Here is a 26,244-nt window from a genome sequence, read left to right on the forward strand (position 1 = left end):
GAACAAGGCCCGGCCACACATTCCAGGTATCAAGAAAGTCAAAATAATGCCTTAAGGAAATTAATGGCATGACATATAATTTTGTTTTTTAAAAAACTAAATGAATCCATGTCTTTGTCCTTTTCCAAATTGAAAGCGCGGCACCGGGCTGTCGCGGCTTGCGGCTTGACTGTATTGCTACTGAGCGGCTGCGTCGTCAACACGTCGGTGGTTGACCCACTGAAAACGAGTGCACAATCGGGAGGAACCCCGGTGGTAGTCAGCATCACGTCGAATACCAAAGATATTTACGGTTTCAATATGATCAAGTTACGCCGTGTGGTGGCGGGGGAGCAGCGCAGTGATTTCAAGCTGGTTTCCGCAAATCTGGTGATGAAAAAGGTCGAGAGCGCGATGGCAGGCGATACTTCCCTGTTCATTGGCGCACTACCGCCTGGCGAGTATGAGTTTGTCGAACTGATCGACACGCGGGCCAACAAGCTCTTGCATGTGTACTCAAGCATCGTAGGAAGCTTCAACATCGAAGCGGGAAAATCGGCGGATCTGGGTCGGCTGATTGTGACACGCGGCGATTTCGGCGTGCAATACGGTCGCAGCGCGCAGGTGGTATCCAATGCGCAATTGCTCCAGCGCTTTGCCCCCGACTACAGCAAGTTATTCGGCGCTGCTGCCAGCCCAGGCTGGAGCACCCCACACCACGCGCAGGACGATGTCGAGCAATTTGCCCGCGCCCACCCGGCCGGGGCCGAGTGCGCCACCGAAATGCCCGATGGCCGGGTAGCTGCCGCCAGCCGCATGGGCGCCGTCCTGCTGCGCTCGACACAAGGTAAATGGAAGATCATCAATGCGCCCTCGGTGGAGTCGCTGTCTTGCGTCTTTCCCGTAGACCTGCACAATGCCGAGTTGATCGCGGTAGGCGAATCGGGCTCCCTGCTACGCAAGGCGCGTGACAGCGACGAACTGCTTCCTGTCGATACAGGCAACCTGCCGCCCGGCAACCTGCTGCGCATCGGCGGCAACCCCAAGGATGGCTGGTACGTGATGCATCACAAGGGAGGTGAATTGAACATTTTCCGTGCGAATCAACTGGACGCCGGCGACTGGCGATCCGTGTACCATTCCACCTTGCCCGGATCGTGGCTGCATGGCCCGGGCTTATTGTGGACGTGGCAAGACGCGGAGCGGATCGGCTATGCGCTGGAAAGCGGCTTGATCGGCGAACTCGACTACCGCACGGGCAAGTTGACCGAGCGCTTTAGTCCGCACAAGAAAAGCTTGACGCAGTTTATCCATCAAGCCAATGGCACGCAAAGCGTTCTGGTAGCGGCTGGTCTGGGAGGACGCTTTCCCGACGCCTATGTTTCACGGGATCGCGGCCAGAACTGGACGACTATCGTTTCGCCGTTCAAAGTCCTGATGTCGCCCGTGGCGCCGCTCAATGACGGCCGCTTGCTTATGGAGGCTGGCATGTATAACGAGGGCGCCCTGCTGGTCAGCAGCGACGAAGGCAAGACCTGGGGGCCATATGTCCCATACAGTCTGCGCAACGCCCCGTTGATATTCCCGTCCGGCCTGGCGCTCAATATCCAGGAAGATTTCAAGGGTAACGTCAGCATTTACAGCTCCATGGACAATGCCAGGACATGGAAGCTCGAGCATTCAAGCCAGGACCTGCTCTCCACGCTGCAACAACGGAAGCAATAACATGCAGCATCGGCAGCCGGCGGCATGACGCCCGCAAAGCACAACGGCACAGGAGATCCTGTGCCGTTGTGTGGCCCGCATTGGCTGCGGCTTACTTTTTGTCGGTCGGTGGGACCGGCGGTACGAACGGGAACGTTCCGAACAGATTCTTGCTCTGGCTCTGCATCTGTTCCTGCATCTGCACGAACAGGCTCTTGCTCTGGTCGATGTAGTTGTTCATCATGCCTTGCATCATCGGGCCCTGGACGTTCATGAACTGGGTCCACATTTCCGGGCTGAATGGCTTGCCTTCGAAACTGCCGGCCGACGTGCCCGTGAATTTGTGCTGGATATCGGTGAACGCTTGCACGTTCTTTTCCAGGTAGGATCCCATCATGCCCTGCATGGCATGGCCGTAGTAGCGGATGATCTGCGACAACACGCTGCTCGAGAACATGGGCGCGCCGTTCGCTTCCTCTTCCAAAATGATTTGCAGCAAGATGCTGCGCGTCAAATCTTCACTGGATTTGGCATCGACGACCGTAAACACCTCATTGTCCAACACCAACTGCTTGACGTCCGTCAAGGTGATGTAGGAACTGGTTTGCGTGTCGTACAGACGGCGGTTGGGATATTTTTTAATCAGGCGGTCTATACTTTTTTTTGCACTACTCATCACAAGTTCCACTTATTGCGCCGCAGCGCGTACTGAGTTAATCCGAAAAAAAAGCGAACGTGGGTCCGCTTTCGCACCTGCCTACTTTTTCCATTATAGAGTGGAAAACGGCTCCGTCACACATCAGGGTAGTAGATTCCCGCATTTATTGCAACGCAACTAAAAGTAGATTCCTGACAAGACCGATGATTACGCCGGCCTTGTCAGGCAAGAAGCTTTTATAAACTAATCCGCCCTGACTTTAACATACCGCCCCGGCGCCGGCTCGATTGCCGCGTGCCGCTTGTTGCCCGGCTTGCCGGGCGCCCTCACCTGCGCGCCGCCGTGTTCGGCCAGGAAGGCCGCCCATTCGGGCCACCAGCTGCCAGCGTGCTCGGTCGCGCCTACCATCCATTGCTCGGCAGTCAAGGGCTTGGCTTTCGCCGTGCGGGGCTGGTCATTGCTCCAGTAACTGCGCTTTTTCTTCGAGGCCGGATTGATCACGCCGGCGATATGGCCAGAGGCACCGAGGATAAAACGGTTGGCTTTCGGCTTCTTGGGATTCAGCAAGGCCGTGCTGGCATAGGCAGCGCCCCAGGGCACGATATGGTCTTCGCGCGAGCCATAGATGAAAGCGGGCGCGTCGATGCTGCTCAGGTCGACCTGCTCTCCCGCCACCGTCAGCTTGCCCGGCACTTTCAGGCTGTTTTCCAGGTAAGTATTGCGCAGATACCAGCAAAACATGGGGCCCGGCAAGCCCGTGCCGTCGCCATTCCAGTACAGCAAGTCGAACGCGGGCGGTTCCTTGCCCTTCAGGTAATTCGACTGCACGTAGTTCCATACCAGGTCGTTCGGCCGCAGGCTGGAGAACGTGCTGCCCAGGTCGCGGCCCGACATCAGGCCGCCCTTGGCCAGACTCTGCTCGCGCAGCGCCACTTGCGGTTCGTCGATGAAGACGTCGAGCGCGCCCGTGTCGCAGAAGTCGAGGAAGGTGGTCAGCAGGGTCAGGCTGGCGGCCGGATTTTCACCGCGCGCCTTGAGCACGGCCAGCGCCGTCGAGACGATGGTGCCGCCCACGCAAAAGCCGAACATATTGAGCTTGTCCTGGCCGGAAATGTCCTGCGTGACCTGGATGGCTTCGATCACGCCTTGCTCGACGTAATCGTCCCACGTCAGGTGCTGCATGCTCAGGTCCGGATTGCGCCAGGACATCAAAAACACGGTATTGCCCTGCTCTACCGCATAGCGCACGAGCGAGTTTTCCGGCTGCAAGTCAAGGATATAGAATTTATTGATGCACGGCGGCACCATCAGCAGCGGCCGCTGGTGTACCGTGGCCGTCGTCGGCGTGTACTGGATCAGCTGGAACAGGGCATTTTCAAACACTACCGTGCCCGGCGTGGTGGCCACGTTGCGGCCCACTTCGAAGGCCGACTCATCGGACTGCGAGATGCGGCCCTTCTGCATGTCGGTCAGCATATTGCTCAAGCCCTTGGCCAGGCTCTCGCCCTTGGTCTCGATCAGGGTTTGCTGGGCGTCGGGGTTGGTGGCAAGAAAATTGGCGGGCGACATGGCGTCGACGATTTGCTGCACCGCAAACGCAATCTTTTGCTTCTGGTGCGGCGTCGCTTCCACGGCGTCGGCCATGGCGCTGAGAAACTCCGCGTTCAGCAGGTAGGCGGCCGCATTGAAGGCCGACAGGGGGCTGGCGTGCCAGGCGGGCGCGGCGAAGCGGCGGTCTTTCAGCTCCGGCGCCTTGCCGGCCATAAAGTCAGCCCACAAGCCCGTCAGCTTGGCCACATAGGCATTTTTCAGTTGCTCGATCGCTTCCGGCTTGATGCTGGCGCCCGCATCCTGCAAAATGCCGGCAATCGGATTGCCCTGGGGCTGCGGTACCATGTTGAACCACGTCTTCCACTGCTCAGGATTGCTGATCTGCGCCATCCATTCCTTGGTCATCATTTGAGGATCGGGCATATTCATAGATGTATGTAAGTCCATTCAAGAATTAATAAATAACTACTTCCGGGCCACCTGCATGCAAACTCTTACTCACTGCCAATACTCATGATGCTCATGACCGCTGTTGCCTGGATCTATGTCGTCGGCCTCATGGCGCTGACGGAACCGTCCATCGTCGCCGGGGTGATGACCTTCGTGCTGTACTGCGTCATCCCGCTGTCCATCCTATTCTATCTGACGGGCTCGCGGCGACGCAAACGCAAGGCTGAGCGCGTCGCTGAACTGAAGGCGCGCACGCTCGCCTCAGCAGACGATAAAACAAAAACGGCAGACACATAAGTGTCTGCCGCGCAGATTATTTGCGCCAGATCAAGCTGGCCTGTCTTCCCGTGACGCCATCGCGCCGGTACGAGTAAAACTGCGCCGCATCGCTGACGGTGCAGTAGTCGCCTCCCGCCACTTGCGCCACGCCATCGCGCAACAGCATGGTGCGCGCCAGCGCATAGATATCGGCCAGGTACTTGCCCGGCTTGCCTGCGATGGCGGTGAATGCATTCGATAACACTAGCCGCTCGGCATCGTCGCGCGCGCCGTCGCGAAACGCTTGCAACACATCCTGCCCCACTTCGAATTGCTGCGGGCCAATGGCTGGCCCCAGCCAGGCGAGGATTTCCCCCGCGCCCTGCGCCCGCATGCTTGCCACCGTGCGCTGCAAGACGCCGCTGGCCAGGCCGCGCCAGCCCGCATGGGCCGCGCCGACGACCAGGCCATCGGTCGAGCAGAACAGCACGGGCAGGCAATCGGCCGTCATCACCACGCACACGGCACCCGCCTGCGTGGCGATGCTGGCGTCGGCATCGGGCACGCAACCGTCCAGGCTGGCCGCATCCGCCACGGCCACGCCATGCACCTGCGACAGCCAGGCCGGCGCGGATGGCAGCATGGCCGCCAGCCGCGCGCGGTTGGCCGCCACGTGCGCGGGTTCATCGCCCACGTGCGTGCCCAGGTTCAAGCCACCGCCGCCCTGCCCGTCACCATACGGCCCCTGGCTGACGCCGCCCGCGCGCACGGTTGCCAGCGCGCCCACGTTCGCGGGCAGGCCGGGCCAATCGGGAGTAAGGCAAGGCAACGGCGACGTCATCAGACCTGTTCCGGCTCGGGAATGCCGGCGGTGGCGATCAGTTGCGCGAAATCATCGGCCAGCGGCACGATCCACTCGCACGCTTCCAGGGTGCCCGGATGCACGAGGCCCAGGCGGCGCGCCTGCAGCGCCTGGCGCGAGAAGACCGATACCAGGTGCTGCTTGCCGTACACGGAGTCGCCGACCAGCGCAAAGCCCAGGTGCTGCATGTGCACGCGAATCTGGTGCGTGCGGCCTGTTTCCAGACGGCATTGCATCAGGCTCACGGGACGGCGGTCGAGTTCGCCGCTGCCAATCAATTCATAGTGCGTGATGGCGGGCTTGGCGGTAAAGTTTTCCGAAACAGCCATCTTGACCCGGTCGCGCGGGTGGCGCGCGATGGACGCATCGATGGTGCCCGCCATTTTCGGCGTGCCCCACACCAGCGCGAAATACTCGCGCTTGACGGTACGCGCCTGCAACTGGCGCACCAGGTCCGTTTGCGAAGCGAGGGTCTTGCCTACCACCATCAAGCCGCTGGTATCCTTGTCCAGGCGGTGCACGATGCCGGCACGCGGCACGCCCGCCAGTTGCGGGCAGTGATGCAGCAAGCCGTTGAGCAGGGTGCCAGACCAGTTGCCGGGGCCCGGATGCACGACCAGTCCGGCCGGTTTGTTGATCACGATGATATGCTCATCTTCGTGCACGATGTTCAATTCCATCGCTTCCGGCTTAAAAGCCTCGTCTTCCGGCGCGCTTTGCGGCAGAATGACGATCTTCTCGTCGCCATAGGCGGTCATGTTGCGTTTGGCAACTTTTCCATCGACGGTCACGAAACCGGCTTCCAGCCACAGTTGCAAGCGGCTGCGCGAGTATTGCGGCACCAGCTGGGCGATGACTTTATCGAGGCGGTGGCCGCAGGCGTCCGGCGTCAGTTCCAATGTAATCGGGGCCATGATCTCGAAGGCGTCGTCGGCGGCAAAATCGCCGTCAAACGCATCTTCGGCGCCATGGTCAGAAAGGGAGTCAAACGCGGAGTCAGCCAAATTAGGCTTCGGAGTTAATATCACAGCATTCCCATCGGCTATAATCAGCCTATTGTAAAATCTTGGTTAAAACCTTCTTGCAAAACGTCATGCAAAAAAAATTATCGTTGGTAGTCGCTTCAGTCGTTCTGCTCGGCATGTCCGCTTGCAGCTTGTTGCCTGAAAAAGTGGATGAGACCAAAAACTGGTCCGTTACGAAATTATACTCGGAGGCGCGTGAAGAAATGGCCGGGCAGCACTATGAAGCTGCAATCGGCCTGTTCCAGAAGCTGGAGGCTAACTATCCTTTCGGCAACTATGCCCTGCAAGCGCAGATGGAGATCGCTTACGCGTATTATAAGGCGGGAGACCAGGCGCAGGCACTGGCTGCCGTCGAACGCTTCATCAAGTTGCATCCGAACCACGCCAATGTAGACTATATGTACTACTTGCGCGGCCTGATCAGCTTTAACGACCAGATCAGCTTCCTGAACTTCCTGTACGAGCAAGACCCGACCGAACGCGACCCGAAAGCCACGCGCGAAGCGTTTGCGGCCTTCAAGCAACTGGTCGACAAGTTTCCAAATAGTAAATATGCGCCCGATTCGCTGGCCCGCATGAACTATCTGATCGATGCCATGGCGAAATACGAAGTGCACGTGGCGCGTTATTACTACCGCCGCGGCGCCTACCTGGCCGCTTCCAACCGCGCACAAACGACGGTCAGCGACTTTGCCGCTTCGCCCGCCATCGAAGAAGCGCTGTTCATCATGTACCGCTCGTATGACAAGCTGGGCTTGACTGACCTGCGCGACGACACCTTGCGCGTGTTGACCAAGAACTACCCGAACACCGCATTCCTCAGCCCGGAAGGGGTGAACAAGGAACGCAAGTGGTGGAAATTCTGGCAGTAAAATGAAAAAACCGGAGCTTGCTCCGGTTTTTTACTTATTCCGCTACTTTGCGCCGGAAGACCCAGCTTTTATCGTTCGACGCTTCGGGCACATACGCGTAGCCATCGACGTCGAACTGCTTCAGCTGCTGCGGATCGCGGATGGCGTTGACGGCCGCATAGCGGGCCAGCATGCCGCGCGCGCGCTTGGCATAGAACGAGATGATTTTATATTTGCCGTTCTTCCAGTCCTCGAACACGGGCGCGATGACGGGCACGTCCAGCTGGCGCGGCTTGACGGATTTGAAATATTCTTCGGATGCCAGATTAACCAGCACTTTCGCGCCCTGCTCTTGCGCCGTGCGGTTCAGGCGATCGGTGATGGTATCGCCCCAGAACGCATACAAATCCTTGCCGCGCGTGGTCGACAACCGCGTGCCCATTTCCAGGCGGTGCGGGTGGATCAGGTCCAGCGGGCGCAGCAAGCCGTACAGCCCGGATAAAATGCGCACGCGCGACTGGGCATAGTCGAGCTGCTCGGGCTGCAGGCTGCGCGCGCCGAAGCCCGTGTACACGTCGCCATTGAAGGCCATGATGGCCTGGTGCGCATCGGTCAACTGCGGGGTCCAGGACGCGTAGCGGGCCACGTTGAGGGCCGACAAGGCGTCGGAAATACCCATCAGGCTGCCCACTTCGGCGGGCGAAAACTGGCGCATGCGCTCTATCAGCTGGGCGGAATGGTCGAGAAAATCGGGGGTGCTGTGCAACGTGGTCGTTGGCGGCGTCTCCAGGTCGAGACTCTTGGCGGGCGAAAGCACGATCAACATAAATTATCACTACAGAATAGAATTGCCGACATGATACCTGCTCCACAAAAACTCGTCCTCGACACCAACGTTTGCCTCGACCTGTTCGTTTTCAACGACCCGCGCTGGGCGGGCCTGCTGGCGGCCATGGAAAGCGGCGCCGTGCACGCCATCACGCGCGAAGATTGCCGCGCGGAATATCTGGTCGTGTTGCATTACAAACATCTGCCGCTCGATGAAGCCAGCCGCGCTGTCGCCGCCGCCCGTTTCGACGCCCACATCAGCGTCGTGGCGCCAGCCGTGTCCGGTGTGCGCCTGCCCGTCTGTACGGACAAGGACGACCAGAAATTCCTCGAACTGGCGCGCGACGCCAGCGCCGACATCCTCATCACCAAGGACAAGGCGCTGCTGAAACTGGCCCGCAAGACGGCCAAGGCCGGCATGTTCAAGATCATGCTGCCGGAAGGCTGGGCTTTGCCGGGCTGAGCCGCCAAAGCCCCACACGCGACGGGGCGCGCTGCGCTAGAATGGGACACGATTCCACTTTCCGCACCGCGACCCTACCGTTCATGAACAGCCCGTCCCTGCCCTACACGACTCCCACCCTGACCTCGCGCCTGCCTCTCGTGGGCACCACCGTGTTTACCCGCATGTCCAGCCTGGCGGCCCAGCATGGCGCCGTCAACCTGGGCCAGGGCTTTCCCGACTTCGATTGCGACCCGGCCCTGGTCGACCTGGTCAGCGACGCCATGCGCGCCGGCCACAACCAGTACCCGCAGATGACGGGCGCAGCCCCCTTGCGCGAGGCCATCGCCGCGAAGATCGCCAGCCTGTACGGCCACAGCTACGATGCCGGCACGGAAATCACCGTCACGGCCGGCGCCACGCAGGCGCTCACCACAGCCATTTTATGCTGCGTGCATCCGGGCGACGAAGTCATCGTCATCGAACCGGCGTACGACAGCTATCTGCCGGCCATCGCGCTGGCCGGCGGCGTGCCCGTGCTGGTCTCCATGCAAGTGGGAGAATCCGGCTACAGCGTGCCGTGGGACAAGCTGGCCGCCGCCGTCAGCGCAAAAACGCGCTTGATCATCATCAATACGCCGCATAATCCGACGGGCACCATCTTGCGCCCTGCCGACGTGGCCGCGCTGGCCGACATCGTGCGCGGCACGCAAATCCTGATACTCTCCGATGAAGTCTACGAGCACATGGTCTACGATGGCGTGCGCCATGAGTCGCTAGCGCGCCACCCGGAACTGGCGGCGCGCAGCTTCATCGTGTCCAGCTTCGGCAAGACATATCACGTGACGGGCTGGAAAGTGGGCTATGTGGCGGCGCCTGCGGCCCTGACGGCGGAATTTCGCAAGGTGCACCAGTACAACGTGTTTACCGTCAACACGCCGATGCAACACGGCATCGCTAGCTATATGGCCGACGCGCAGCCCTGCCTGGACTTGCCCGCGTTTTACCAGCGCAAGCGCGACCTGTTCCGCGACGGTCTGGCGGGCAGCCGCTTTACCCTGCTGCCGGCCGACGGCACGTATTTCCAGTGCGTGCGCTACGATGCCATTTCGCAAGAGACCGAAGCGCAGTTCGCCGAATGGCTGACGGCCGAGATCAAGGTCGCTGCCATCCCCGTCTCCGCGTTTTATGCGCAGGGCAAGGAATCGGGCATCGTGCGTTTCTGCTTTGCCAAGCAAGACGAGACCTTGCGCCTGGCGCTGGAGCGCCTGCGCAGCATATAACCGAGCACTGAGCATGGCTTCGCCACGGCGGAGCAAAGGATGACAGCATGGTACAGCGTCGCATCGGCCCGGCCGACCTGGTTCCCGGCGAACCCCTGCCTTGGGATCTGTTTCTGGCTGACCATAGTGCCGGCCCGCAATTGCGCAAGGGGCAGATCATCACGGACGGCGCGCAGCTGGGCCGCTTGCTGCAACTGGGTCTGTACGCGGGTACGCCGGAGCAGCCGTCCGTCTTGCGCTTGCTCAATCAGACGGCGCAACGCCTGGAACGCCTGCTGCTGGACTTGCGCAGCGAAAGCAATGCCGAGCGCGACGTGCGCGACATCGCGCGCGACCTGCTGCGCGCGCTCGAACATGATGCCGACATCGCGCTGGCCAGCATCCTGCTCAACCAGATCGCCGCTACCTACACCGTGCGCCACTGCATCGAAACGGCGCTGCTGGCCATGCTGGTGGGGCGCAGCATGCACAAGTCCGACGATGAACTATTACTGATCGGCGCCGCCGCGCTGACGATGAACGTGGGCATGCTGCGCCACCACGACAGCTTCCAGGACCGGCACGGCCCCCTGAATGACGAAGAAATGCGCATCGTGCGTCTGCACCCGCAGGAAAGCACGGAACTGCTGCGCTGCGCCGGCGTCGATGACGAGGAATGGCTCAGCTGCGTGCTCTTGCACCATGAAAACGACGACGGCAGCGGCTACCCGCAGGGGCGCACGGCCGATGAAATCCTGCAAAACGCGAAATTGATCGGCCTGGCCGACCGCTATTGCGCGCGCGTCTCGGCGCGCAACTACCGCCGCTCCATCGTGCCAGACCAGGCGCTGCAACACATCTTCCTCGAGCAGGGCGTGACCATCGACCCGCTGCTGGGGGAACAGTTCGTCAAGCTGCTGGGCAAATATCCACCCGGCACCCTGGTGCGCCTACGCAGCGGCGAACTGGGCGTGGTGACGCAGCGGGGTGCCGCCCACGTGCATCCGCTCAGCGACCCGCTGGGCGCGCCGCTGGCCGCCGCCCAGCTGGCGCAGATGACGCCGCGCGACACGGGCGACAGCCAGTTCACCATCGTCTCCTCGCTGCATGAAGACGATGCGGGCGTGCATTTCAGCATGCGCAATGTGTGGGGCGATGAGGCGCGGCTGTAGCTGCCTGGATAACGCCGGGCGCCAGACCCGGCACCCGGAAAAATGTCAGCTCACGGTTTCGGTGGGCGGATGCCGGTGTACTGTGCACTGACCAGTAACCATTGCTTGTCGACAAGCCGAGCCACATAACCGGCGCGCAGGGCGAAGGTACGCGCAGCCGCGTCCTGATTGGCGCGGTAGGACAGCCGTGCCGAGATGAGCGCCGTATCGCCAAAAAGACGCACCACCGGCTCATCGACCTGGAGTTGAGGACTCGGCCGTTTCTGCTCCGGCGCATAGAAGGAGGCCATTTTTTCACGCCCGTCCACCTCGCCGACCGGCGATATTTCCACATAATTCTCGGCCGTGGTGGCTTTCAAGGCAACTTGATCAAAGTTATTCTGCGCCTGCGCATGGCGCTGCACCAAAGCCAGCAGTTCGGCGTCGGCAGGAGCCGCCTGCACACCACCGATTGCGCCCAAGGTGCCAAGCAGGCAGGTAGAAAGAAGATGTGAAAGGGTCAATTTCATGCGTATTTCATCCTGGTCGAGGTCATGGAGAAGCATCCGTTGATGACTGCGGCAGCGCCAGCATCGAACACTCGCTTGCGGCCAACTCATCATGAGGAAGCCCACTGTATGCTATCCGATTGCCATTTCCTGGCACATGCCAGTGCGACAAACTGCTCAATTGGGGGATTGAAACGCCATTGCGCCGCCTCGATTGCACGCCCGCCATTGCGGTATCGGGATGCTCACTGCGATGCTTTCAAATACGCCCGCAAGCCATGCGTCAGCACAAACGGAAACACGCTCGCGTGGTCTTCGTCCTCGAACACGCGCAAGCGCGTTTTCAGGCCGGGGTACTTGCGCGATGTCAACTTCCCATCGAACTCGCGCAAGTCGGCCAGCATGTCGGCCTCTTCCTCCGAACGCGAACGCTTCTTGCCCGCCGCCAGCTTTTCCAGGCCGCCGATGCCGAAGAACACGGACGCGGGCAAGTCCTTGTGGCTGGCGGCATACGCCTGCTCGCGCTCGAACATGATGCCGGCGTCGTACCACAGCGACGGACTGCCAAGGATGTAATGCTCGAAGGTGCGCGGTTCGGTGAGCAGAAATTGCAGACCCAGCAGGCTGCCGTAGGAATGGCCGATGAAGACCTTGCGCTGCATGTTGACGCGATACTGTTGCGCAATAAACGGAAACACTTCGCCCGAGATGAACTGGCCATACGCCTTCGCTTCGCCGAACGCCGCTTGCCGTCCCGGCATGTCCGAGCGGTAATCGTGCTTGCGCGGCGTGGTCGGCGTGTAGTCGCGGCGGCGGCTGTACACCCCGCCATCGCCATTGGCGTACGACAGGCCGACCACTACCACCTCCTCCATCCCGGCATGCTTGTTCAGGCGCTGCGCAATATTGCGCACGATGGCGAACGCGTAATTGGCGTCGACGACGAACAGCACCGGATAGCGCTTATTTCCCTGTCGATAGGAATCGGGCAAGGCGACATACAGCTGATAGTCGCGCTTCAGGGCTTGCGCGCGGATGTCGCGCACCTGCGTATTTTCCAGTACGTAGCTGGCGGGCGCGCTGGCGGGTGCGGCATGGACGCCATTAACAAGAAAGCAAAGGGCCAGGAGGAAATTATGAGGCTTCAAACTGGCTTCTTTCATTGAGGTAATTGCTATTTTGCAGCAGCCGTCGTCAACTGCACCAGCTTGCGCTCGACAAACGCCTGCAGCTGGGGCGACAGGGTTTGCAAGCCCTTGGCACGCTCGAACGCCTGGCGCGCCTGGGCCGGGTGGTTGTCGGCTTGCAAGGCTATCCCCAGGCCCATCCACCAGACGCTGTTGTCGGGCGCCGTCTGCAGGGCCAGCTGATATTGCTCGGCCGCTTCGCGGTAGCGCTGCTCGCGCTGCAGCACGGCGGCCAGGAAGGCGCGATAGTCGCCGTTGTCGGCAGCATGCGGCAGGCTGCGCATGAGGGTATCGAGGGCCGCCGCGCCGCCGTTGGCTTTATCCAGCTGCAAGCGGGCCAGCATCATCGCCTGCGCCGGCTGTTTCGGATCCAATGCCAGACTCAACTGCAATTGGCGCGCCGCGTCGTCGGGGCGCTGCGCTTCGAGCAGCAGGCGCACCAGGGTTTCGCGCGCGCCCTGGTGGCGCGGGTCCAGCTGCAGGGTCTGCTGCAAGCCGGCCAGCGCCTCCGAGACGCGGCCATCCTGCAACTGGCCCAGCGCGCGCCGGTACTCATTCTCCACGCGCTGCTGCGGCGTGACTTGCTTGCCGTCAAGGATGCGTTCGCTGGCGGCGGGCGCTGGCGTCTTCACCACGGGCGCCACGGCAGGCCTGGCTGGTTGTTGCGTGATGCGGCGCATTTCAGCAGCATGTACCTTGGCTGGCGCGACCGTCTCCCCGGCCTGCAACATCGGCTCGGGTGCCACCGGCGCCGTGGCGACCGGCGCCGGCACAGCGACTGGCGCAGCCGCAGGAGCAGGTGCAGGCACGGGTAGTGGTGCCGCCACCGGCGTGCCGGCCACGCTGACCAGCACGGGCGGCACGGGCGGGCGCTTCCAGTACACCCAGCCCAGCGCGATGGCCGCCGCCGTCAGGCCGGCCGCGCCGCCGAAGACCAGCGCGCGCGAAACGCCCTGGCCCCGCTCGCGTTCGGGCACGGAGCGGATGCCGGCCGCGTCGCCGCGCCCATCGGGGGTGCCGCGCGCATCGAGGTCTTGCAACATCTTGTTAATCAGGCTCATCTACAGGCTCATCTTCGTCATCGGTTCAATAAGGTCCAGCTCACGGCGCAGGCGGCGGCCAGCACGCCGGCGCCAGCCAGCCACGGCCACGGCCGTCGCCAGTAGCGGCGCGGCTTGCTGGCCAGGGTATCGCTGGCGGCCAGCGCCACGTGGCGTCCGCTGACCTGCTGCCGGCCTTCGCCGTACGCCACCATCAGCGCCTTGTGCGCCATGATATTGATCAGGCGCGGGATGCCGCCGGAAGCCTTGTACAGCTTGCTCACGCTGCCACGGCTGAACAGGCGCGCGCCATCGAAACCGGCCACGCGCAGGCGGTGCGCCACATAAAAATCCACGTCGTCGCGCGACAAAGGACCCAGGTGATAATGAAAGGTGATGCGCTGCGTCAGCTGGCGGATTTCCGGCAGGGCCAGCTTGACGTCCAGCTCGGGCTGGCCGAACAGCACGATTTGCAACAGCTTGCGCTTTTCCGTTTCCAGGTTCGTCAGCAGGCGCAAGGCTTCCAGGCTGTCGACGGGAATCGCCTGCGCTTCATCCAGACACAGCAGCACGCGCCTGCCCTGCGCCGCCAGGTTAAGCAAACGCAAGTTGAGCGACTTGAGCAGCTGATGCTGATCAGCATCTTTCTCCAGCAGCACATCGAGGTCGTCCGCCAGCGCCAGGATCAGCGAACGGGGTGGCAAGTTCGGATTCGGGATGTAGGCGGTGACAAAATCCGGGCCCAGCGATTGCATGAACTTGCGGCACAAAAAGGTTTTGCCGGTACCCACTTCGCCAGTGATCTTGATGAAGCCCTCGCCATTGCGCGCCGCCACCAGCAAGGTGTTGAGCGCCTTTTGCGACTGCGGGCCGTTGAAGAAGAAACTGGTATCGGGCGTGAGGCCGAACGGCGCCTCGCGCAAGCCGAAATGGGCCTGGTACATTTAGCGCCGCTCCGATGGGCGCCGTGGGTCGAGCGCCTCGATGCGCTTGCCCGAATCGAGCAAGTCCTCGTTCCAGCTGTTGGCGCCCTCGACGATGGTCGGCTTGATCAGCACCACCAGTTCGCGCTTCTGTATCACTTGCCCGGTGTTGCGGAACAGCGCACCGAGCACGGGAATGTCGCCCGCGCCCGGCACTTGCGAGCGGTCCGAGGTGGTGGCCTGGCGCATCAGGCCGCCGATGGCGACGATGCGTCCATCCTGGCTGCGCACCATGCTGTCCATTTCCGAGGTGCTGGAGGCGGCCAGCGGCAATTTCAGCGAACCTGCACTGCCCAGGTCGATTTGCTTGCTGACGGTGGTGACCTGGCTGACGGACGGATGCACGTGCAGGATGATATTGCCCTGGTCATCGATCTGCGGCGTCACGTCCAGCACCACACCGGAAAAGAAGGGCTGCAAGGTGACGTTCGGGCTGGAGGTGGTGCCGCCCGTGGTGCCGGTCGACGTCACGGTGGTGCTCACGCCGGTGACGAAGAATTCGTCCGTGCCTATCTTCAGCACGGCCTTCTGGTTGTTCATGGTGGCGATGCGCGGGCTCGACAGCACGTGCACGGCGCCTTGCGATTCCAGGAAGGTAATCATGGCGGCAAAGTTGGCGGTCTGGAAGGCCAGGCCGAACATCGAGCCGGCCGCCGTGGCCGCCGAGCTCAAGCCAAAACCGCTGCTGGCCGTCAGGCCGTTGCCATTCGTCATGTTCGGCGGCTGGCCGCCGTTGAACGGCAGCGGCGCCAGGGTGCCGCCCGGCTGGATGAAGCCCGTCGAGATGCGGTTCGTGTGGCCGCTCTTGATGGAGGCAAATGAGGCCCAGTTGATGCCGGTCTGGAAATTATCGTTCAATTCCACTTCGAGGATCTTCGCTTCCAGGATCACCTGGCGGTCCACCGACAGCTGCGTCGCCTTCAGGTACAGGTCGACGGCGCGCAATTCATCGGGCATGCCGCGCACCACGACGACACCGGACTGCGGGCTGATCACCACCTTGCGGCCGTCGCCCGTGCCGCCAATGATGGCGCCCAGCGATTCTTTCAATTCCGCCCAGAAATTGCTGTCCGACGTGGTACTCAGATTGGAACTATCGAGCACCACCTGGCTGCCGGGCTGGCCGGGCTGTTGCGTCTGGTTCTGCGGGCTCTGCTGGCTAGACTGCCCCGACTGATTATTGCTGGTGCCGGCATTGCCGACCGATGTCGAAGAGACGCGCAAATTCGACGTGCCCTTGCGGTTGCCCGTCAGGTAATTGACCTGGAACATACGGGTTTGCATGGTGAGGGGCCGAATCGCAATGCGCGTGCCATCGACCTTGTAATCATAGCCATACATCTCGCGCACGGCGTCGAGCGCCTCGAACAGCGTCACATCTTTCAGATTGGCGGAAATATTGCCCTGCACATCCGGATGCACGAGCATGTTGTAGCGCGTGCCGTTGACCAGCGAGTGAAAGAACTGGCGTGCCGGGACGTTGTTGAACGCGACATTGAAACGCTCGTCCAGCACGCCGCGCGCCTTGGGCAACTGCGCGGCCAGCGCGGACGCCGGCGGCAGCAGCGCGTTTTCCACCGCTGCCGACTGCGCCGCCGGACTGGTGGTGGCCACTGCGCCTGCCACCTGCTCCTTGATCGCATTGTAGGTGTCGCGCTTCACAGGCGCGACGTTGCAGGCGCACAAACCCGCAGCAAGTCCCAGGACGCTTGCCCGCTTGCTTATTTCAAATATCTTCCGCATTCCCGCCTTGTGTTTATTGGGTGACATGAACCTGTTTCCTTCGTACATGCATTGCATCATTTGCGTCGACCGCCGGCGGATACAGCCGCAGCGTTTCCAGGGTCTTGCCGCGCCGCAGCACCACGCTCGCTTCGCCTATGCTGACGACGACTGCGCCGCCCACCTTGTCACCCGCGCGCACGCTGCGGCCATCGATCACGGCCAGGCGCCGCCCGCCAGGCCGATTGGAAATGAGCACCGATTGCAGCTGCGGCCGCGCCGCACCGGCAGAGGCCGCACTAGCCGGGACAGGCGCCGCATCGGGCGGCCGCGTGGGATCGACCAGCGCCTGGGCAAACACCCCCGGCGCCAAGGCCAGCAGCGCGCCCGCAAGGAACACGCAACGAGGGGCGCGCATCACAGCGCGATCCATTTCTCGTCCAGGCTGAGCGTGTACAAGGTCAGGCTCAGCGTGGCATTCGGGTACTGCTCGACCTGCATATTGAGCTTGCCCCAGAACACATGGGACGGCATGGCCTCCACGGCATCCATATAATTCACCATATCCAGATAATTCCCACGCAAGACGATTTCCACGCCATGACGGTATAGCACGGCCGGCGCCTTCGCCGGCTCGGCGTCCGCTGGCGACTGTCCGGCAGGCGCGGCGGCAGATGCGGACGCCGACGCCTTGCTGGCGACATGGCCGCCCTGCCCCATGGCGCCGGATGGCAAGGTGGCCAGCGACACCAGGCGCAAATTGGCCTGCTGTTTCAGCAATTGCTGCAGCATCGGCACGATGCGCTCGGGCGCCACCAGGCCGTTTTGCGTCGATTGCAGGGCCTGCCGCATCTGCTGGACTTGCTGCCTGATCCGTTCGAGCCGGATGCGGTCCTGCAAGTTGGGGTCGCCCGCATGCGCGGCCATCCTTTGCGCCATCTCGGCATCGATGGCTGCGACGGCCTGCTGCCGCTGGGCAATCGTGTCGGCCAGCGCCTTGCGCTTGTCCAACTGCGGATTGACGAACAGATACACAACCATGAAAATCAGCAGCGCGGCACTGGCACCAAAGACCATGATCCGTTCCCGCACGCTGAGCGCATCAAATTTCAGCGCAAATTGTTGCCATTGCTGTTTCATTGCTTGACCGCCCCTGCGCCGCTGGCGGGTGCCGCCGACGATTGCAAACTGAATTCGATAAAGCGCGGCGCCGGTGCTGACACGGCGGCCTGGGCAGGAAGCTGCGCGGTCGCCATGTCCAGGCGTGCGAACGATTTTCCCTGCAACGCCGATTCCCTGGACAAGGCGCTGATGTACTGGGGCAGCAAGTCCGCTTGCACGACGCGCCCCTGCAAGCCGATCTCGATCTCCTTGCCGGCGCCGGCGATGCTCGCTCCCGTCAGCCACAAGCCATTGACCCTGGCGCGCGCGAAGGCGCGGAAATAATCGGCATAACCGTGTGTATTGCCCAGTTCGCCGCCCTGCAGAATTTGCCCGGCTTCCAGCAAGGCGCTGCGGTCAGCCTCGGCCTGGCCCAGCGCGCCCGCGATCAGCGGGTCCTTGCCGGGCACGGAAAACCGCGCGAACACATCCGCCCGCTTCGCCTCGCGTGCAGCGAGCACGACCTTGGCGTCGGCCGCCGTGCGCTCCAGCGCGGCCACCTGGCGCGCGCCAAACCAGACCACTGCGGCACTGGCGGCAAGGACCAGCCCCAGTCCCTGCAGCAAGCCCAGCGCCGACAGCGCCTGCTTGCGTTTTTCAAACGCAGGGTTGAACAGATTGATTTGCTGGCTCACGCTGGGTTCTCCTCCTGCCGCAGGGCAGCACCCAGGGCCAGGAAAAAGCGCGCCTGGCCGGCAACGGCCAACAGGTCCGGCACTTTGGAAAAATCAAACAGGGCCGTCAGATCCAGCGCCTCGACCGGCATGTACAAATTGTCCGCCAGGTAAGCATGCAGACCGTCGCTGCCGCCCGGCGCCAGGACCAGCCTGGCAACGGAAATAAAATGGAATTGACGGTCGAAATAGTCAAAGGAACGCTGCAATTCCAACGTGATCTTGTCGTAATACTGCTGCCGCTGGGCGTCGCTGGTGTCGGCCAGCTGCACCACGGTGACGTCGATGCGGCGCGCCAGGTACAGTTCGCCATCGAACGTCACGGTCAACAGCCCCCCTTCGCCATCGAAAGACAGCATGGCCAGGCCGCGGCCCTGCGTTTCCATCAAGCCCGCGATATTGCGCTGGGCCATTTCCGGAATATCGATGACCGACAGGGTGATCTTGCATTCGCCATACAGCGCCTGGCGCTGGGCCACGGCATTGTTGCGCGCCGCGACGGCGAACAGCGATTGCGAGCGTCCCGGCCCGTTCTTGTCGGCGGGAATATCGATGACGTCGACGGTGGCGTCCGCCGCCGGAAAGTCGAGCATGTCCTTCAGGCGCCAGCGCACGGCGGTCTTGAGCTCTTCCGGCGGCACGTTCGGCGCATCGAGCGTCAGTATCTGGTACTCGCCCGCGCCGAGCAAAGTGGTGTTGCGATAAGACTGGGCATGCATATCCCGGTTCATTTTTTCCAGGGTCGCCGCCGCCAGCGGCTTGCGTCCGGGATACATGACCGCCGCCTGCACCAGCGGCTTGTCGTCCGCGCGCCGCTTGACCACGGCAGCGCACACACCTTCCGCTGAAAATGATGTCGCCAGCCAACCCTCGTGTTTTTTTGCTTTTGCGAATAAACCCATGCCACCGATCCAGATAATGAAATGCTACGACAGCGGTGCCGTCCGAATGATGCATTCGATCAATTTTAATTCATAGCAGGTAGGAACAGGCTAAAAAAGAAATTATTGACAATATTTTTTCAGGAAAACACCACGATTGTCACGACGCGCCGAAAAATCACACATCCTTCAATATATTTCGCGCATGAAGAACATGGGCTCGCTCTTGAGTGCGCCTATGGTTTGGCGCGCCTGTCCCGGCAGGTACGGTATCAGCGACTGTAGCGTGAGCGTACCTTTTTTCTTCACGGCTACGGCGGGTTTGGCCATCAGCACGCTGCCGCCGCCCTGCTGCAGCAAGCCACTGTCGAGCGGCAAGCTGCTCGCGGCTGGCAACTGCACATCCGTCAGGTTGAGATAATCCTTCAAGACGAAATTCTTGCGCAACAGGGCCGTGCAATTGTCCAGCGTATTGGCGGCATACGCGCTGCCGTTCCAGTATTGCGCGACCAGGGGCACCAGCAGCGCACGCTGTTCCGAACCATACATATTGTTGATGCGCAGGCGGCCATGACGCAGCCGTGTATCGCCGATGGCGACGCTGGCGGCGGGTGCGACCGCCAGGCCATTCACGCTGGAAATGAGCGCGCCGTCGCTATCGCTGATGCCCACCACCAGCGAGAAATCGTCGTACGGGCCATCCTGGCCGCTGGCCAGCCGGTCAAAGCTGTGCAGTACCGTAATGCCGGTAGCGCCGCTGGGAATCGCCTGCTGCAGACCAGGCGCGGCGAGCGTGATGCTACCCGCGCCGGCAGTGCCCGCCTGCACCGTGTAGATGGCGGCGTCGCCAGCAAACTTGATCAGTTCGCCCGCCGACAGGCCGCCGCTGCCGGCCACCACGACTTGCGTGCTGCCGGCGGCATACGCGCCACCATCGGTCGTGTAGGAACGCCCGCTGCGCCCCTGGTTCCAGGCAAAGGTGGGCAAGGCTGGCGCCAGGCGGCCGATGGACAGTGCCGCGCCGGCATTGCCCGCGCCCACGCTGACGCTGGCGCGTCCGGGATAGGCGCTGCCATAGCGCGACAGGATCTGGTTGCCCTTGCTCAATGCCGTCGCGCCCAGCACGACGCCCAGTTCGCGCTGCCCCAGGTAGGTGAAGTCGCCGCAGGCCGCCGTCAGCGCACCCGTGAGCGCGTAGTGGTCAGGGAAAAAGCGGCCGAAGACGGGTTCCGGACTTTGCGCCTGATTGGCGATATTGCAGCCAAACTTGCCATTCACGGCCGTATTGCTGCTGCTGCCGATCACGCAGTCGCCAGGCTGGTCGACGCTGGTGTAGGCATTGTCGAGCACCGCCTCTGGCAGCATGCGGAAGGTGCCGACATCGCCGTACGTCACGCCGCTGTTACTGGTCAGGCCGTTGGCCAGTACCGCCTGCCCCAGCGGAAACGGGCTGGCATTCGAGGTCGAGGCCAGGCGGTCGGTGTAGTCGGTGACACCGAGGAAGCCGGTGATTTTCTGGCCGGCCACGGAATTATCGACCAGCGGCGTGCCGTTGTAACCGGCGACGGCCGTCGCGCCCAAGGTGAACTGGGCGCCCGCCGCCAGGCTGGGCGTGCCGCTCAGGCCGCTATTGCTCATGTTGGAACTGAGCGTGAACTGCTGCGGCCGCACCGCGAAATTATCGGTCGAACAACCTACATTGGCCGTGCCGCACACGGCCGCGGTGCAAGTGACGCGCACGCGCACATCACGGTAGGCGCTGTACCTGGGCGCCACGGCGCTGAGGGCGCTGGCCGGGATGCTCACATTCGCGCTCGAATAGCCGCCCGTGAACGCCACCAGGCCCAGCGGAATGACCGCCGTCTGGGTGAGCGGGCAATTATTCGCCCCCAACGTGACGCCGGTGGCGGTATTGACCAGCAAATCCACCGTCGCCGCGCCAGCGAAAGTCGTTTCCAGGCTGGCATCGGTCTTCAGCTTGACCAGGTCGAGCCTGAAGGCCGTGTCGGCCAGCTTGGTATTGAGGCGCGCATAGGTCAGGCTGCTGGTGCTGGGCACGCAACGCGGCGACGTCGCCTCGCAGGCGTTGAAGCGCGCCACGGCGCAGGCCTTGATCACCAGCGACTGGTCTTCCTGCTCCGTGAACTGCCCATCCGTCACATTCACGCTGACGGTGGCTGCCGTGCCGCTGCTCAGGCCAAACACGGCCTGGTACTCGCCGTTGAACAGATAGGTCGCCACGCCGTCGTTCAGCGTGCCATTCGACAGCACGCCATAGCCCGCGATCAGGGCCCAGTCGCCGATGCCGTTCGAGGTAGTCAGCAGGATTTGCGTGGTGTTGTTCGGCATCACGATATTATTGTGATTGACGTCATGCGCCGTGACCGTGACCGTGCTTTGCTGGCACGTCAGGCCCGACCCCGTATTCGTCACCGCGTAATGGCTCAGGCAGCCGGCCTGGCTGAGATTCTGGTCGCGCTGCACCAGCGCCAGGCCGCCCTCGTAATTATAGGCACGCAATTCGTCGATGGCGCCATCGGTGGAATTGCCGCTGCCGCTCTGTCCCGTCACCGCGCTGCGGTTGTCGCCGATGAACAGGCTGCCGATGCGCGGCGACACCACCGCGGCCGTGGTAAACGCCGACTCCTTTTGCAGCACGCCATCGACGTAAATGCGCAGGCGGTCGCTATTGGACGCGGCCAGCGCATTGAAGCTCCAGCTCACGGCAATATGCTTCCAGGTGCCGGCGGGCACGCTATTGGCAGCCGTTTCCACCACGCGCACATTGCCCAGGCTGTCCGTGACGACGAAGCGCAGAGCGCCCGTGCTGCGCCGCACGAGAAAAAACCATTCGTTGTTCATCTGCGTGGCGTCGAGCAGTTGCGCATCGCGCGCGCCGCTGCCGGACCAGGCCGTGTTGGCCTTGTACCAGAACGTGATGGTGCCGGCGCCGCCCATGCTGCCGGGCACCGACAGCCCGCTGTCAACCGCGGCGATGGCGGCGGTGCTGGTATTGAGGGGGAAGCTGGCGGCGCGGCAGACGCGGCCGGCAGCGATCGTCTGCGCGCCCCCAAGCACCGTGCCGTCGCGCCCGTTGCCGCTGGTATCTGACACCTGCCCGGGTGTATTGTTCCAGCTGGGCTGCTCCATGCGGTACTCGAGCATGGGGCGGGGAATGTAAAACTTGATCGCCGAATTGGTGACCGGAAAACCGGTTTGCGGCGTGTCGTAATCGTTACTGTCCGCCTGCCAGCCGATCTGCCCCAGCTTGGCAGAAGGTCCCGCCACTGCCGTGCCGTACTGGTAGATGAATTCGCCGTTTTCCTGCAAGATCAATTGCAGGCTGTAAGAGCCAGTAGTACTCGTGCCCGTGGTCCACTCCGGCACATTATTCCAGGTCACCACGAAGCTGCGATACGGCGCCGTGCCGATGGTGGCGTAGCTGACGTAACAAGTCAGGCGGCTGGCGCACGCGGTATTGTAGGTGGGCACTTCCAGTTTCGAGGTGGGATCGAGGTCGTTGCCATAAATGCGCATGGTGTAGTTCAGGCTGCTGTCCGGATACGGCAGCGTCTGCACCGGGCTGCCGTAGCCGCAGGTGACATTGTTATTGAACTGCACCCGGCCATTCGTCATCACGCGCAAGGTGGTGAAGGCCACGCCCGAATACATGAAACTGAAACCGATGGGCAAGGCATCGCTGAGCGTGTCGTCGAGGACGGGCGGCGAGGTACCGCAGCCGGCGGAACCGTTGAATCGGTAGGGCGTGGTGTTATAGCCGAGCTTGGCATGATTGCTGGCGTCGATCCAGCTGTAGGCAAAACTGGTGTTGGCGTAGGTTGCCGCCTGGACCGGTGCATAAGCAAGCAGGGCCACAACGGCTATCCATACGGCGATGAGTGCCTGCATATTGTTCCTTGAGAGTAGCGTGTTTAAAACTCGGCCTGCACGACGCGCTGTACATAATCGGGATGGTTGGTGGCGTTGGCAGTGGCGCAAACGCCACCCACAGGCTGGTTGCAGGCGGTGGCGATCACCTGGAAACGGGGCAGCGCCCCCGCCGCCTGCGTACAGCGCACGGTGACCCTGAAACCGTTCAGGGCGCCATTCGCGGGCAAGGCAAAATCGCGGCTGGCTTCGCAACTGTTGTTGACGCGCTGCCGGTACACGCCCCACTCCATGCCGGCGCGGGCCGCCTGGTAGGCGCGCGCGCCCTGCACGTCCAGCGCCGACTCGGCATGCTGCATGGTGGAAATGGAGAGCAGCGCCACGCCCAGCGCGGACAGCACCACCAGCAGGAAGATGGCGGTGACGATGCTGAAACCGCGCGCCAGACGGCATGGGCGCCGTCCACGCGGCATGGGGAAAATCGATAGTCTCATGGCGAATTATTCACCTGTGCCTGTTGCAGCAGCGTGATCTGGCCCGCGTTGCCGCCGGGCGCGCCCAGGGTCAGGCTGACACTGACCAGGCCGCGCTGCAGGTTGGGCAGGGTATCGAAAGAAAAGTCGCAAGCGGCCACCTGATTGGCCATCAGCGCCGCGGACGGCGCGCCGGTCAGCGCCGCTGTGCTCACCGGCTGGTCCGCCTCGATCACATAACCGGCATAGCGCGTCAGCGTGCCCGTGCCATTCGCATTCGGCGCGCAATGATAGGTCACGACCGTACTGACCACCTGGAAACGATAGCTGAGGGAAGGCATGGATGGAGTTTGCTCGACAAAGCGGTTCTTGACCAGCGTGACATTGGTGCCGCTGATGGAAGCGACCTGGGCGCGGTTGCACTGCCCGCTGCAATTATAGGCGTCCACAGGAGGCTGAGCGCCCAGATTGTTGACGACGATAAAGTCGCCGGGAACGATGGTCTGCACGCCGGACGGCGCAGCGCCGACGATGGTAAATACATTCGGGTTGCCCGGAGTGAGGGGATCGAAGGCCAGCACATTGCCCGGTATCGTGTTCGGGTCGTCTTCCGACAGATAGCGCCCGCCCGTCTTGGTCAGCAACAGCTCCAGAAAACTGCCGCTGCTATTGTTCGTCACGCGCACGCTGTTGGGCAAGGCCAGGCGCACGTCGCGCGTGATGCGCCGCGATGCCAAATCGGCCGCGTCCGCCAGTTCGGCGCGGGCGCTGACATCGAGGTAACTTTGTATGGGGGCACGGATGAACACCGTCACCATGCCGGCGACGATGGCCGTGATGATGATCACCACGATCAGTTCGATCAAGGTGAAACCGCGCTGCCGGGGGCGTAAAAAAGTCATCATGGCACGGCATTGCCTGCGTAGCGCGTGCGGTAGCCGGCCAGCACGAGCTGTTGATTCGCGCCATAAGTCACCGTGACCGTGATGCGCAAGACATTCATGTTGACGGGCGTGGCGTCCGAAGGCAGCATGGCGCCGGCCGGCCCCAGTCCCGCGTCGGGGCTGATGGCCACGCTCACCACATAGCCGGCAGGAAAGCTGTTTCCAGCCGCGTCGGCAGCATAGACAACGGGAGCATTGAAGGACCGCACATAGTCGCTGACGTTGTAATACGGCCGCCCCGAGGCGGGTACCGTCGCGCTGACATTTTGCGGCGTGGTGCAGCCGGTGGGATTGGTGGCACTGTTGAACGGTGCGGCATTCAGCGCAGTATCGGCTGCCGGATCGTTAATCGGATCGCAAAACGTAAACCGTGCCCCTTCGATCTCGTCGAGCATGGCTTCCGCGATGGCCAGCGCCTGCTTGCGCAATTGCGGATCGGCGCTGCTGGCCGTGGCGCGCGTAAAAATTTGCAGCAGGCCCACCACGGCGATGCTGACCACCACGATGAAAATGACCAACTCGATCAGGGTCACGCCGCGCTGCCCCGGCCCGCGCGCCGCCATGGCGACGCCCTTAGTAATGGACATAGCCCGTTTCCCCTTCGACGATGATGTTGCGCGTCATGACGCCGTCATTGATGCCGATGCTGACGCGCGCGGGAAAGGTCGAAACAGGTTCGACGTCGGCCGCCCTGAACGGGCGGCCCAGGGCATTGAAATAAAAAGCGGCGATGTCCAACGGCGCGCTGTAGCTGATCTTGCCGGGTGCCGCCTCGCACAGCCAGGCCGTGGCATTCGCGCAAGCGGCCAGGGTGGCTTTGCGCCCGCTGTTGCCGCCCGCAGGCGGCAAGACGCGGTTGGCCGCGTCGCAGGCAGTATTGAAACACAGAGCCATGCGGGTGCCGTTGAGCTGTACGAAGACGGGACGATTTTGCGCGATCGCCAGTTTTTGCGCATAACGCAGCATGCTCACGTTTTGATCGGCAAAGCTGCGCGCGTCAAAACTGTCTTGCCGGAAGAAGCGCGGCATGGCGACGGCTGCCAGCAGCCCCCCCACCACCAGCACGGCAATCAGCTCGACCAGGGTGAAGCCGCGTTGCCGCCGCCCACGGCTGGCAGACCCGGCAAACATCAAACCTGCTGGAGACAGCATCGTGGATACCTGTGGCAATAAGCGGCATGCCGGAAGAAACATGCCAGGAAGAATAAAAAACGCCTGGCAAGCCAGGCGGATCGCCTGCGGCGCGCATGGCCGCAGCAGGCGGGGCTTACGTCATCAGCAATCTGTCTTGGCAGTGGCAGCGGTCGGCGCGGCGCCCACCACCGCGGCCGCAGTGGCCGAGGCGAGCGTATAGGTAAACGCGCATTTGAGATGGTCGGCATCGGCGGCGATCGAGACGGGGCCCGCTCCCGAGACATCGTAGTCACCCAGACCACCAGCGGCCACTACGATGCCGGCGGCGTCCGGATAGCCGTTCGTCATGGTGATGTCCTGGCCTTCCATCTTCACCTTGACGGGCGCGGTGGTGGGTGAGCCATCGACCAGCCATTGCGCGTGGGCCAGGGAAGAGGCCGCCTGCACCGAGGCGCGGGCGCCGTTGACTTTCGCCAGGCGGGCGTCGGACGACAAACTGCTAAAACGGGGAATCGCGGTGGCCGCCAGTATGCCCAGGATAACGATAACGACGACTAACTCGATCAGCGTAAAGCCCGCTTGAGCACCTTGTTGAAAACGACGAATTGACTGCAGTTTCATGCTGAT

Annotated in this window: 26 protein-coding genes; 6 read left to right on the plus strand and 20 right to left on the minus strand. The window is 62.3% G+C overall.

What is annotated here, in order from left to right; translation table 11 throughout:
* The first annotated feature begins 108 nt into the window (after positions 1 to 108).
* Complete coding sequence (locus tag FJQ89_RS08155) at positions 109 to 1,704, plus strand: hypothetical protein (RefSeq protein ID WP_141169811.1); 1,596 nt, start codon at positions 109 to 111, stop codon at positions 1,702 to 1,704.
* Positions 1,705 to 1,795: 91 nt separating this feature from the next.
* On the opposite strand, the gene phaR is transcribed toward FJQ89_RS08155, so the two are convergent.
* A complete protein-coding gene (gene phaR, locus FJQ89_RS08160; protein WP_071076767.1) occupies positions 1,796 to 2,359 on the minus strand; it encodes a polyhydroxyalkanoate synthesis repressor PhaR in 564 nt (187 codons plus the stop codon).
* A gap of 225 nt (positions 2,360 to 2,584) precedes the next feature.
* A complete protein-coding gene (gene phaC, locus FJQ89_RS08165) occupies positions 2,585 to 4,300 on the minus strand; it encodes a class I poly(R)-hydroxyalkanoic acid synthase (protein ID WP_141169812.1) in 1,716 nt (571 codons plus the stop codon).
* A gap of 105 nt (positions 4,301 to 4,405) precedes the next feature.
* On the opposite strand from phaC, the gene FJQ89_RS08170 reads away from it, so the two are divergent.
* Positions 4,406 to 4,639, plus strand: a complete 234-nt coding sequence (locus FJQ89_RS08170; protein ID WP_243136469.1) for a hypothetical protein — start codon at positions 4,406 to 4,408, stop codon at positions 4,637 to 4,639.
* 16 nt (positions 4,640 to 4,655) lie between these two features.
* Here the strand turns inward: FJQ89_RS08170 and pgeF are convergent, their stop codons facing one another.
* Together pgeF and FJQ89_RS08180 are read right to left on the minus strand one after the other, a co-directional pair.
* A complete protein-coding gene (pgeF, locus tag FJQ89_RS08175) occupies positions 4,656 to 5,441 on the minus strand; it encodes a peptidoglycan editing factor PgeF (protein WP_141169813.1) in 786 nt (261 codons plus the stop codon).
* Positions 5,441 to 6,466 (minus strand): RluA family pseudouridine synthase, encoded by a 1,026-nt coding sequence (locus tag FJQ89_RS08180; protein WP_071076764.1) that lies wholly within the window; start codon positions 6,464 to 6,466, stop codon positions 5,441 to 5,443. Before FJQ89_RS08180 ends, pgeF begins: the two co-directional genes overlap by 1 nt.
* 89 nt (positions 6,467 to 6,555) lie before the next feature.
* Here FJQ89_RS08180 and FJQ89_RS08185 point away from each other — a divergent pair, with 89 nt between their 5' ends.
* Positions 6,556 to 7,359, plus strand: coding sequence for an outer membrane protein assembly factor BamD (locus FJQ89_RS08185; protein WP_141169814.1), 804 nt, complete (start codon positions 6,556 to 6,558; stop codon positions 7,357 to 7,359).
* Between the two features lie 34 nt (positions 7,360 to 7,393).
* Here the strand turns inward: FJQ89_RS08185 and yaaA are convergent, their stop codons facing one another.
* The gene (gene yaaA / locus FJQ89_RS08190) at positions 7,394 to 8,164 is read right to left on the minus strand and encodes a peroxide stress protein YaaA (protein WP_141169815.1); all 771 of its coding nucleotides are present in this window, start codon (positions 8,162 to 8,164) and stop codon (positions 7,394 to 7,396) included.
* A 30-nt stretch (positions 8,165 to 8,194) separates the two neighbouring features.
* Between yaaA and FJQ89_RS08195 the strand changes: the two genes are divergently transcribed.
* The 3 genes from FJQ89_RS08195 to FJQ89_RS08205 all read left to right on the plus strand — a co-directional run bounded on the left by FJQ89_RS08195 (position 8,195) and on the right by FJQ89_RS08205 (position 11,042).
* On the plus strand, positions 8,195 to 8,629 hold the full coding sequence (locus FJQ89_RS08195) for a putative toxin-antitoxin system toxin component, PIN family (protein ID WP_141169816.1): 435 nt from the start codon (positions 8,195 to 8,197) through the stop codon (positions 8,627 to 8,629).
* An 83-nt stretch (positions 8,630 to 8,712) separates the two neighbouring features.
* Positions 8,713 to 9,891: a pyridoxal phosphate-dependent aminotransferase gene (locus tag FJQ89_RS08200; protein WP_141169817.1), complete on the plus strand. Its 1,179-nt coding sequence runs from the start codon at positions 8,713 to 8,715 to the stop codon at positions 9,889 to 9,891.
* 47 nt (positions 9,892 to 9,938) lie between these two features.
* Positions 9,939 to 11,042, plus strand: coding sequence for an HD-GYP domain-containing protein (locus FJQ89_RS08205; RefSeq protein WP_141169818.1), 1,104 nt, complete (start codon positions 9,939 to 9,941; stop codon positions 11,040 to 11,042).
* A 50-nt stretch (positions 11,043 to 11,092) separates the two neighbouring features.
* Here the strand turns inward: FJQ89_RS08205 and FJQ89_RS08210 are convergent, their stop codons facing one another.
* From FJQ89_RS08210 to FJQ89_RS28590, 15 genes are all read right to left on the minus strand, one after another.
* Positions 11,093 to 11,551, minus strand: a complete 459-nt coding sequence (locus FJQ89_RS08210) for a nuclear transport factor 2 family protein (protein ID WP_168208403.1) — start codon at positions 11,549 to 11,551, stop codon at positions 11,093 to 11,095.
* A gap of 224 nt (positions 11,552 to 11,775) precedes the next feature.
* Entirely contained in the window at positions 11,776 to 12,678 is a 903-nt protein-coding gene (locus FJQ89_RS08215; protein WP_243136470.1) for an alpha/beta hydrolase, read from the minus strand.
* Between the two features lie 26 nt (positions 12,679 to 12,704).
* Positions 12,705 to 13,778, minus strand: a complete 1,074-nt coding sequence (locus FJQ89_RS08220; protein WP_141169821.1) for a tetratricopeptide repeat protein — start codon at positions 13,776 to 13,778, stop codon at positions 12,705 to 12,707.
* Between the two features lie 17 nt (positions 13,779 to 13,795).
* The gene (locus FJQ89_RS08225) at positions 13,796 to 14,701 is read right to left on the minus strand and encodes an ExeA family protein (RefSeq protein WP_141169822.1); all 906 of its coding nucleotides are present in this window, start codon (positions 14,699 to 14,701) and stop codon (positions 13,796 to 13,798) included.
* Complete coding sequence (mshL, locus tag FJQ89_RS08230) at positions 14,702 to 16,483, minus strand: pilus (MSHA type) biogenesis protein MshL (protein WP_141172689.1); 1,782 nt, start codon at positions 16,481 to 16,483, stop codon at positions 14,702 to 14,704.
* Between the two features lie 13 nt (positions 16,484 to 16,496).
* Positions 16,497 to 16,880 (minus strand): MSHA biogenesis protein MshK, encoded by a 384-nt coding sequence (locus FJQ89_RS08235; protein ID WP_243136471.1) that lies wholly within the window; start codon positions 16,878 to 16,880, stop codon positions 16,497 to 16,499.
* A complete protein-coding gene (locus FJQ89_RS08240) occupies positions 16,880 to 17,602 on the minus strand; it encodes a type II secretion system protein M (protein WP_141169823.1) in 723 nt (240 codons plus the stop codon). The genes FJQ89_RS08235 and FJQ89_RS08240 overlap by 1 nt, the downstream gene beginning before the upstream one ends.
* Positions 17,599 to 18,258 (minus strand): MSHA biogenesis protein MshA, encoded by a 660-nt coding sequence (locus FJQ89_RS08245; protein ID WP_141169824.1) that lies wholly within the window; start codon positions 18,256 to 18,258, stop codon positions 17,599 to 17,601. Before FJQ89_RS08245 ends, FJQ89_RS08240 begins: the two co-directional genes overlap by 4 nt.
* The gene (pilM, locus tag FJQ89_RS08250; RefSeq protein ID WP_141169825.1) at positions 18,255 to 19,199 is read right to left on the minus strand and encodes a type IV pilus biogenesis protein PilM; all 945 of its coding nucleotides are present in this window, start codon (positions 19,197 to 19,199) and stop codon (positions 18,255 to 18,257) included. Before pilM ends, FJQ89_RS08245 begins: the two co-directional genes overlap by 4 nt.
* A gap of 168 nt (positions 19,200 to 19,367) precedes the next feature.
* On the minus strand, positions 19,368 to 23,087 hold the full coding sequence (locus FJQ89_RS08255) for a LamG domain-containing protein (protein WP_141169826.1): 3,720 nt from the start codon (positions 23,085 to 23,087) through the stop codon (positions 19,368 to 19,370).
* A 23-nt stretch (positions 23,088 to 23,110) separates the two neighbouring features.
* Entirely contained in the window at positions 23,111 to 23,560 is a 450-nt protein-coding gene (locus FJQ89_RS08260) for an agglutinin biogenesis protein MshP (protein WP_141169827.1), read from the minus strand.
* The gene (locus FJQ89_RS08265) at positions 23,557 to 24,444 is read right to left on the minus strand and encodes a prepilin-type N-terminal cleavage/methylation domain-containing protein (protein WP_141169828.1); all 888 of its coding nucleotides are present in this window, start codon (positions 24,442 to 24,444) and stop codon (positions 23,557 to 23,559) included. Before FJQ89_RS08265 ends, FJQ89_RS08260 begins: the two co-directional genes overlap by 4 nt.
* A complete protein-coding gene (locus FJQ89_RS08270) occupies positions 24,441 to 25,070 on the minus strand; it encodes a prepilin-type N-terminal cleavage/methylation domain-containing protein (RefSeq protein WP_243136472.1) in 630 nt (209 codons plus the stop codon). Before FJQ89_RS08270 ends, FJQ89_RS08265 begins: the two co-directional genes overlap by 4 nt.
* On the minus strand, positions 25,057 to 25,614 hold the full coding sequence (locus tag FJQ89_RS08275; protein ID WP_243136473.1) for a pilus assembly FimT family protein: 558 nt from the start codon (positions 25,612 to 25,614) through the stop codon (positions 25,057 to 25,059). Before FJQ89_RS08275 ends, FJQ89_RS08270 begins: the two co-directional genes overlap by 14 nt.
* A gap of 144 nt (positions 25,615 to 25,758) precedes the next feature.
* Positions 25,759 to 26,238, minus strand: coding sequence for a type II secretion system protein (locus FJQ89_RS28590; RefSeq protein ID WP_141169830.1), 480 nt, complete (start codon positions 26,236 to 26,238; stop codon positions 25,759 to 25,761).
* Positions 26,239 to 26,244: the final 6 nt, after the last annotated feature.

Source organism: Janthinobacterium tructae (genome assembly GCF_006517255.1).
GTDB classification, from domain to species: Bacteria; Pseudomonadota; Gammaproteobacteria; order Burkholderiales; family Burkholderiaceae_D; genus Janthinobacterium; species Janthinobacterium tructae.

Excerpts from the sequence above, each read along its gene's own strand:
- FJQ89_RS08220 (WP_141169821.1), bottom strand. The coding sequence starts at position 13,778 with ATGAGCCTGATTAACAAGATGTTGCAAGACCTCGATGCGCGCGGCACC.
- FJQ89_RS08255 (WP_141169826.1), bottom strand. The coding sequence starts at position 23,087 with ATGCAGGCACTCATCGCCGTATGGATAGCCGTTGTGGCCCTGCTTGCT.
- mshL (WP_141172689.1), bottom strand. The coding sequence starts at position 16,483 with ATGCGGAAGATATTTGAAATAAGCAAGCGGGCAAGCGTCCTGGGACTT.
- FJQ89_RS08270 (WP_243136472.1), bottom strand. The coding sequence starts at position 25,070 with ATGTCCATTACTAAGGGCGTCGCCATGGCGGCGCGCGGGCCGGGGCAG.
- FJQ89_RS08210 (WP_168208403.1), bottom strand. The coding sequence starts at position 11,551 with ATGAAATTGACCCTTTCACATCTTCTTTCTACCTGCCTGCTTGGCACC.
- FJQ89_RS08275 (WP_243136473.1), bottom strand. The coding sequence starts at position 25,614 with ATGTTTGCCGGGTCTGCCAGCCGTGGGCGGCGGCAACGCGGCTTCACC.
- FJQ89_RS08240 (WP_141169823.1), bottom strand. The coding sequence starts at position 17,602 with ATGAAACAGCAATGGCAACAATTTGCGCTGAAATTTGATGCGCTCAGC.
- phaC (WP_141169812.1), bottom strand. The coding sequence starts at position 4,300 with ATGATGACCAAGGAATGGATGGCGCAGATCAGCAATCCTGAGCAGTGG.
- FJQ89_RS08265 (WP_141169828.1), bottom strand. The coding sequence starts at position 24,444 with ATGATGACTTTTTTACGCCCCCGGCAGCGCGGTTTCACCTTGATCGAA.
- FJQ89_RS08170 (WP_243136469.1), top strand. The coding sequence starts at position 4,406 with ATGATGCTCATGACCGCTGTTGCCTGGATCTATGTCGTCGGCCTCATG.
- FJQ89_RS28590 (WP_141169830.1), bottom strand. The coding sequence starts at position 26,238 with ATGAAACTGCAGTCAATTCGTCGTTTTCAACAAGGTGCTCAAGCGGGC.
- FJQ89_RS08200 (WP_141169817.1), top strand. The coding sequence starts at position 8,713 with ATGAACAGCCCGTCCCTGCCCTACACGACTCCCACCCTGACCTCGCGC.
- pgeF (WP_141169813.1), bottom strand. The coding sequence starts at position 5,441 with ATGACGTCGCCGTTGCCTTGCCTTACTCCCGATTGGCCCGGCCTGCCC.
- FJQ89_RS08225 (WP_141169822.1), bottom strand. The coding sequence starts at position 14,701 with ATGTACCAGGCCCATTTCGGCTTGCGCGAGGCGCCGTTCGGCCTCACG.
- FJQ89_RS08205 (WP_141169818.1), top strand. The coding sequence starts at position 9,939 with ATGGTACAGCGTCGCATCGGCCCGGCCGACCTGGTTCCCGGCGAACCC.
- phaR (WP_071076767.1), bottom strand. The coding sequence starts at position 2,359 with ATGAGTAGTGCAAAAAAAAGTATAGACCGCCTGATTAAAAAATATCCC.
- FJQ89_RS08155 (WP_141169811.1), top strand. The coding sequence starts at position 109 with ATGTCTTTGTCCTTTTCCAAATTGAAAGCGCGGCACCGGGCTGTCGCG.
- FJQ89_RS08195 (WP_141169816.1), top strand. The coding sequence starts at position 8,195 with ATGATACCTGCTCCACAAAAACTCGTCCTCGACACCAACGTTTGCCTC.
- FJQ89_RS08260 (WP_141169827.1), bottom strand. The coding sequence starts at position 23,560 with ATGAGACTATCGATTTTCCCCATGCCGCGTGGACGGCGCCCATGCCGT.
- yaaA (WP_141169815.1), bottom strand. The coding sequence starts at position 8,164 with ATGTTGATCGTGCTTTCGCCCGCCAAGAGTCTCGACCTGGAGACGCCG.
- FJQ89_RS08235 (WP_243136471.1), bottom strand. The coding sequence starts at position 16,880 with ATGCGCGCCCCTCGTTGCGTGTTCCTTGCGGGCGCGCTGCTGGCCTTG.
- FJQ89_RS08185 (WP_141169814.1), top strand. The coding sequence starts at position 6,556 with ATGCAAAAAAAATTATCGTTGGTAGTCGCTTCAGTCGTTCTGCTCGGC.
- pilM (WP_141169825.1), bottom strand. The coding sequence starts at position 19,199 with ATGGGTTTATTCGCAAAAGCAAAAAAACACGAGGGTTGGCTGGCGACA.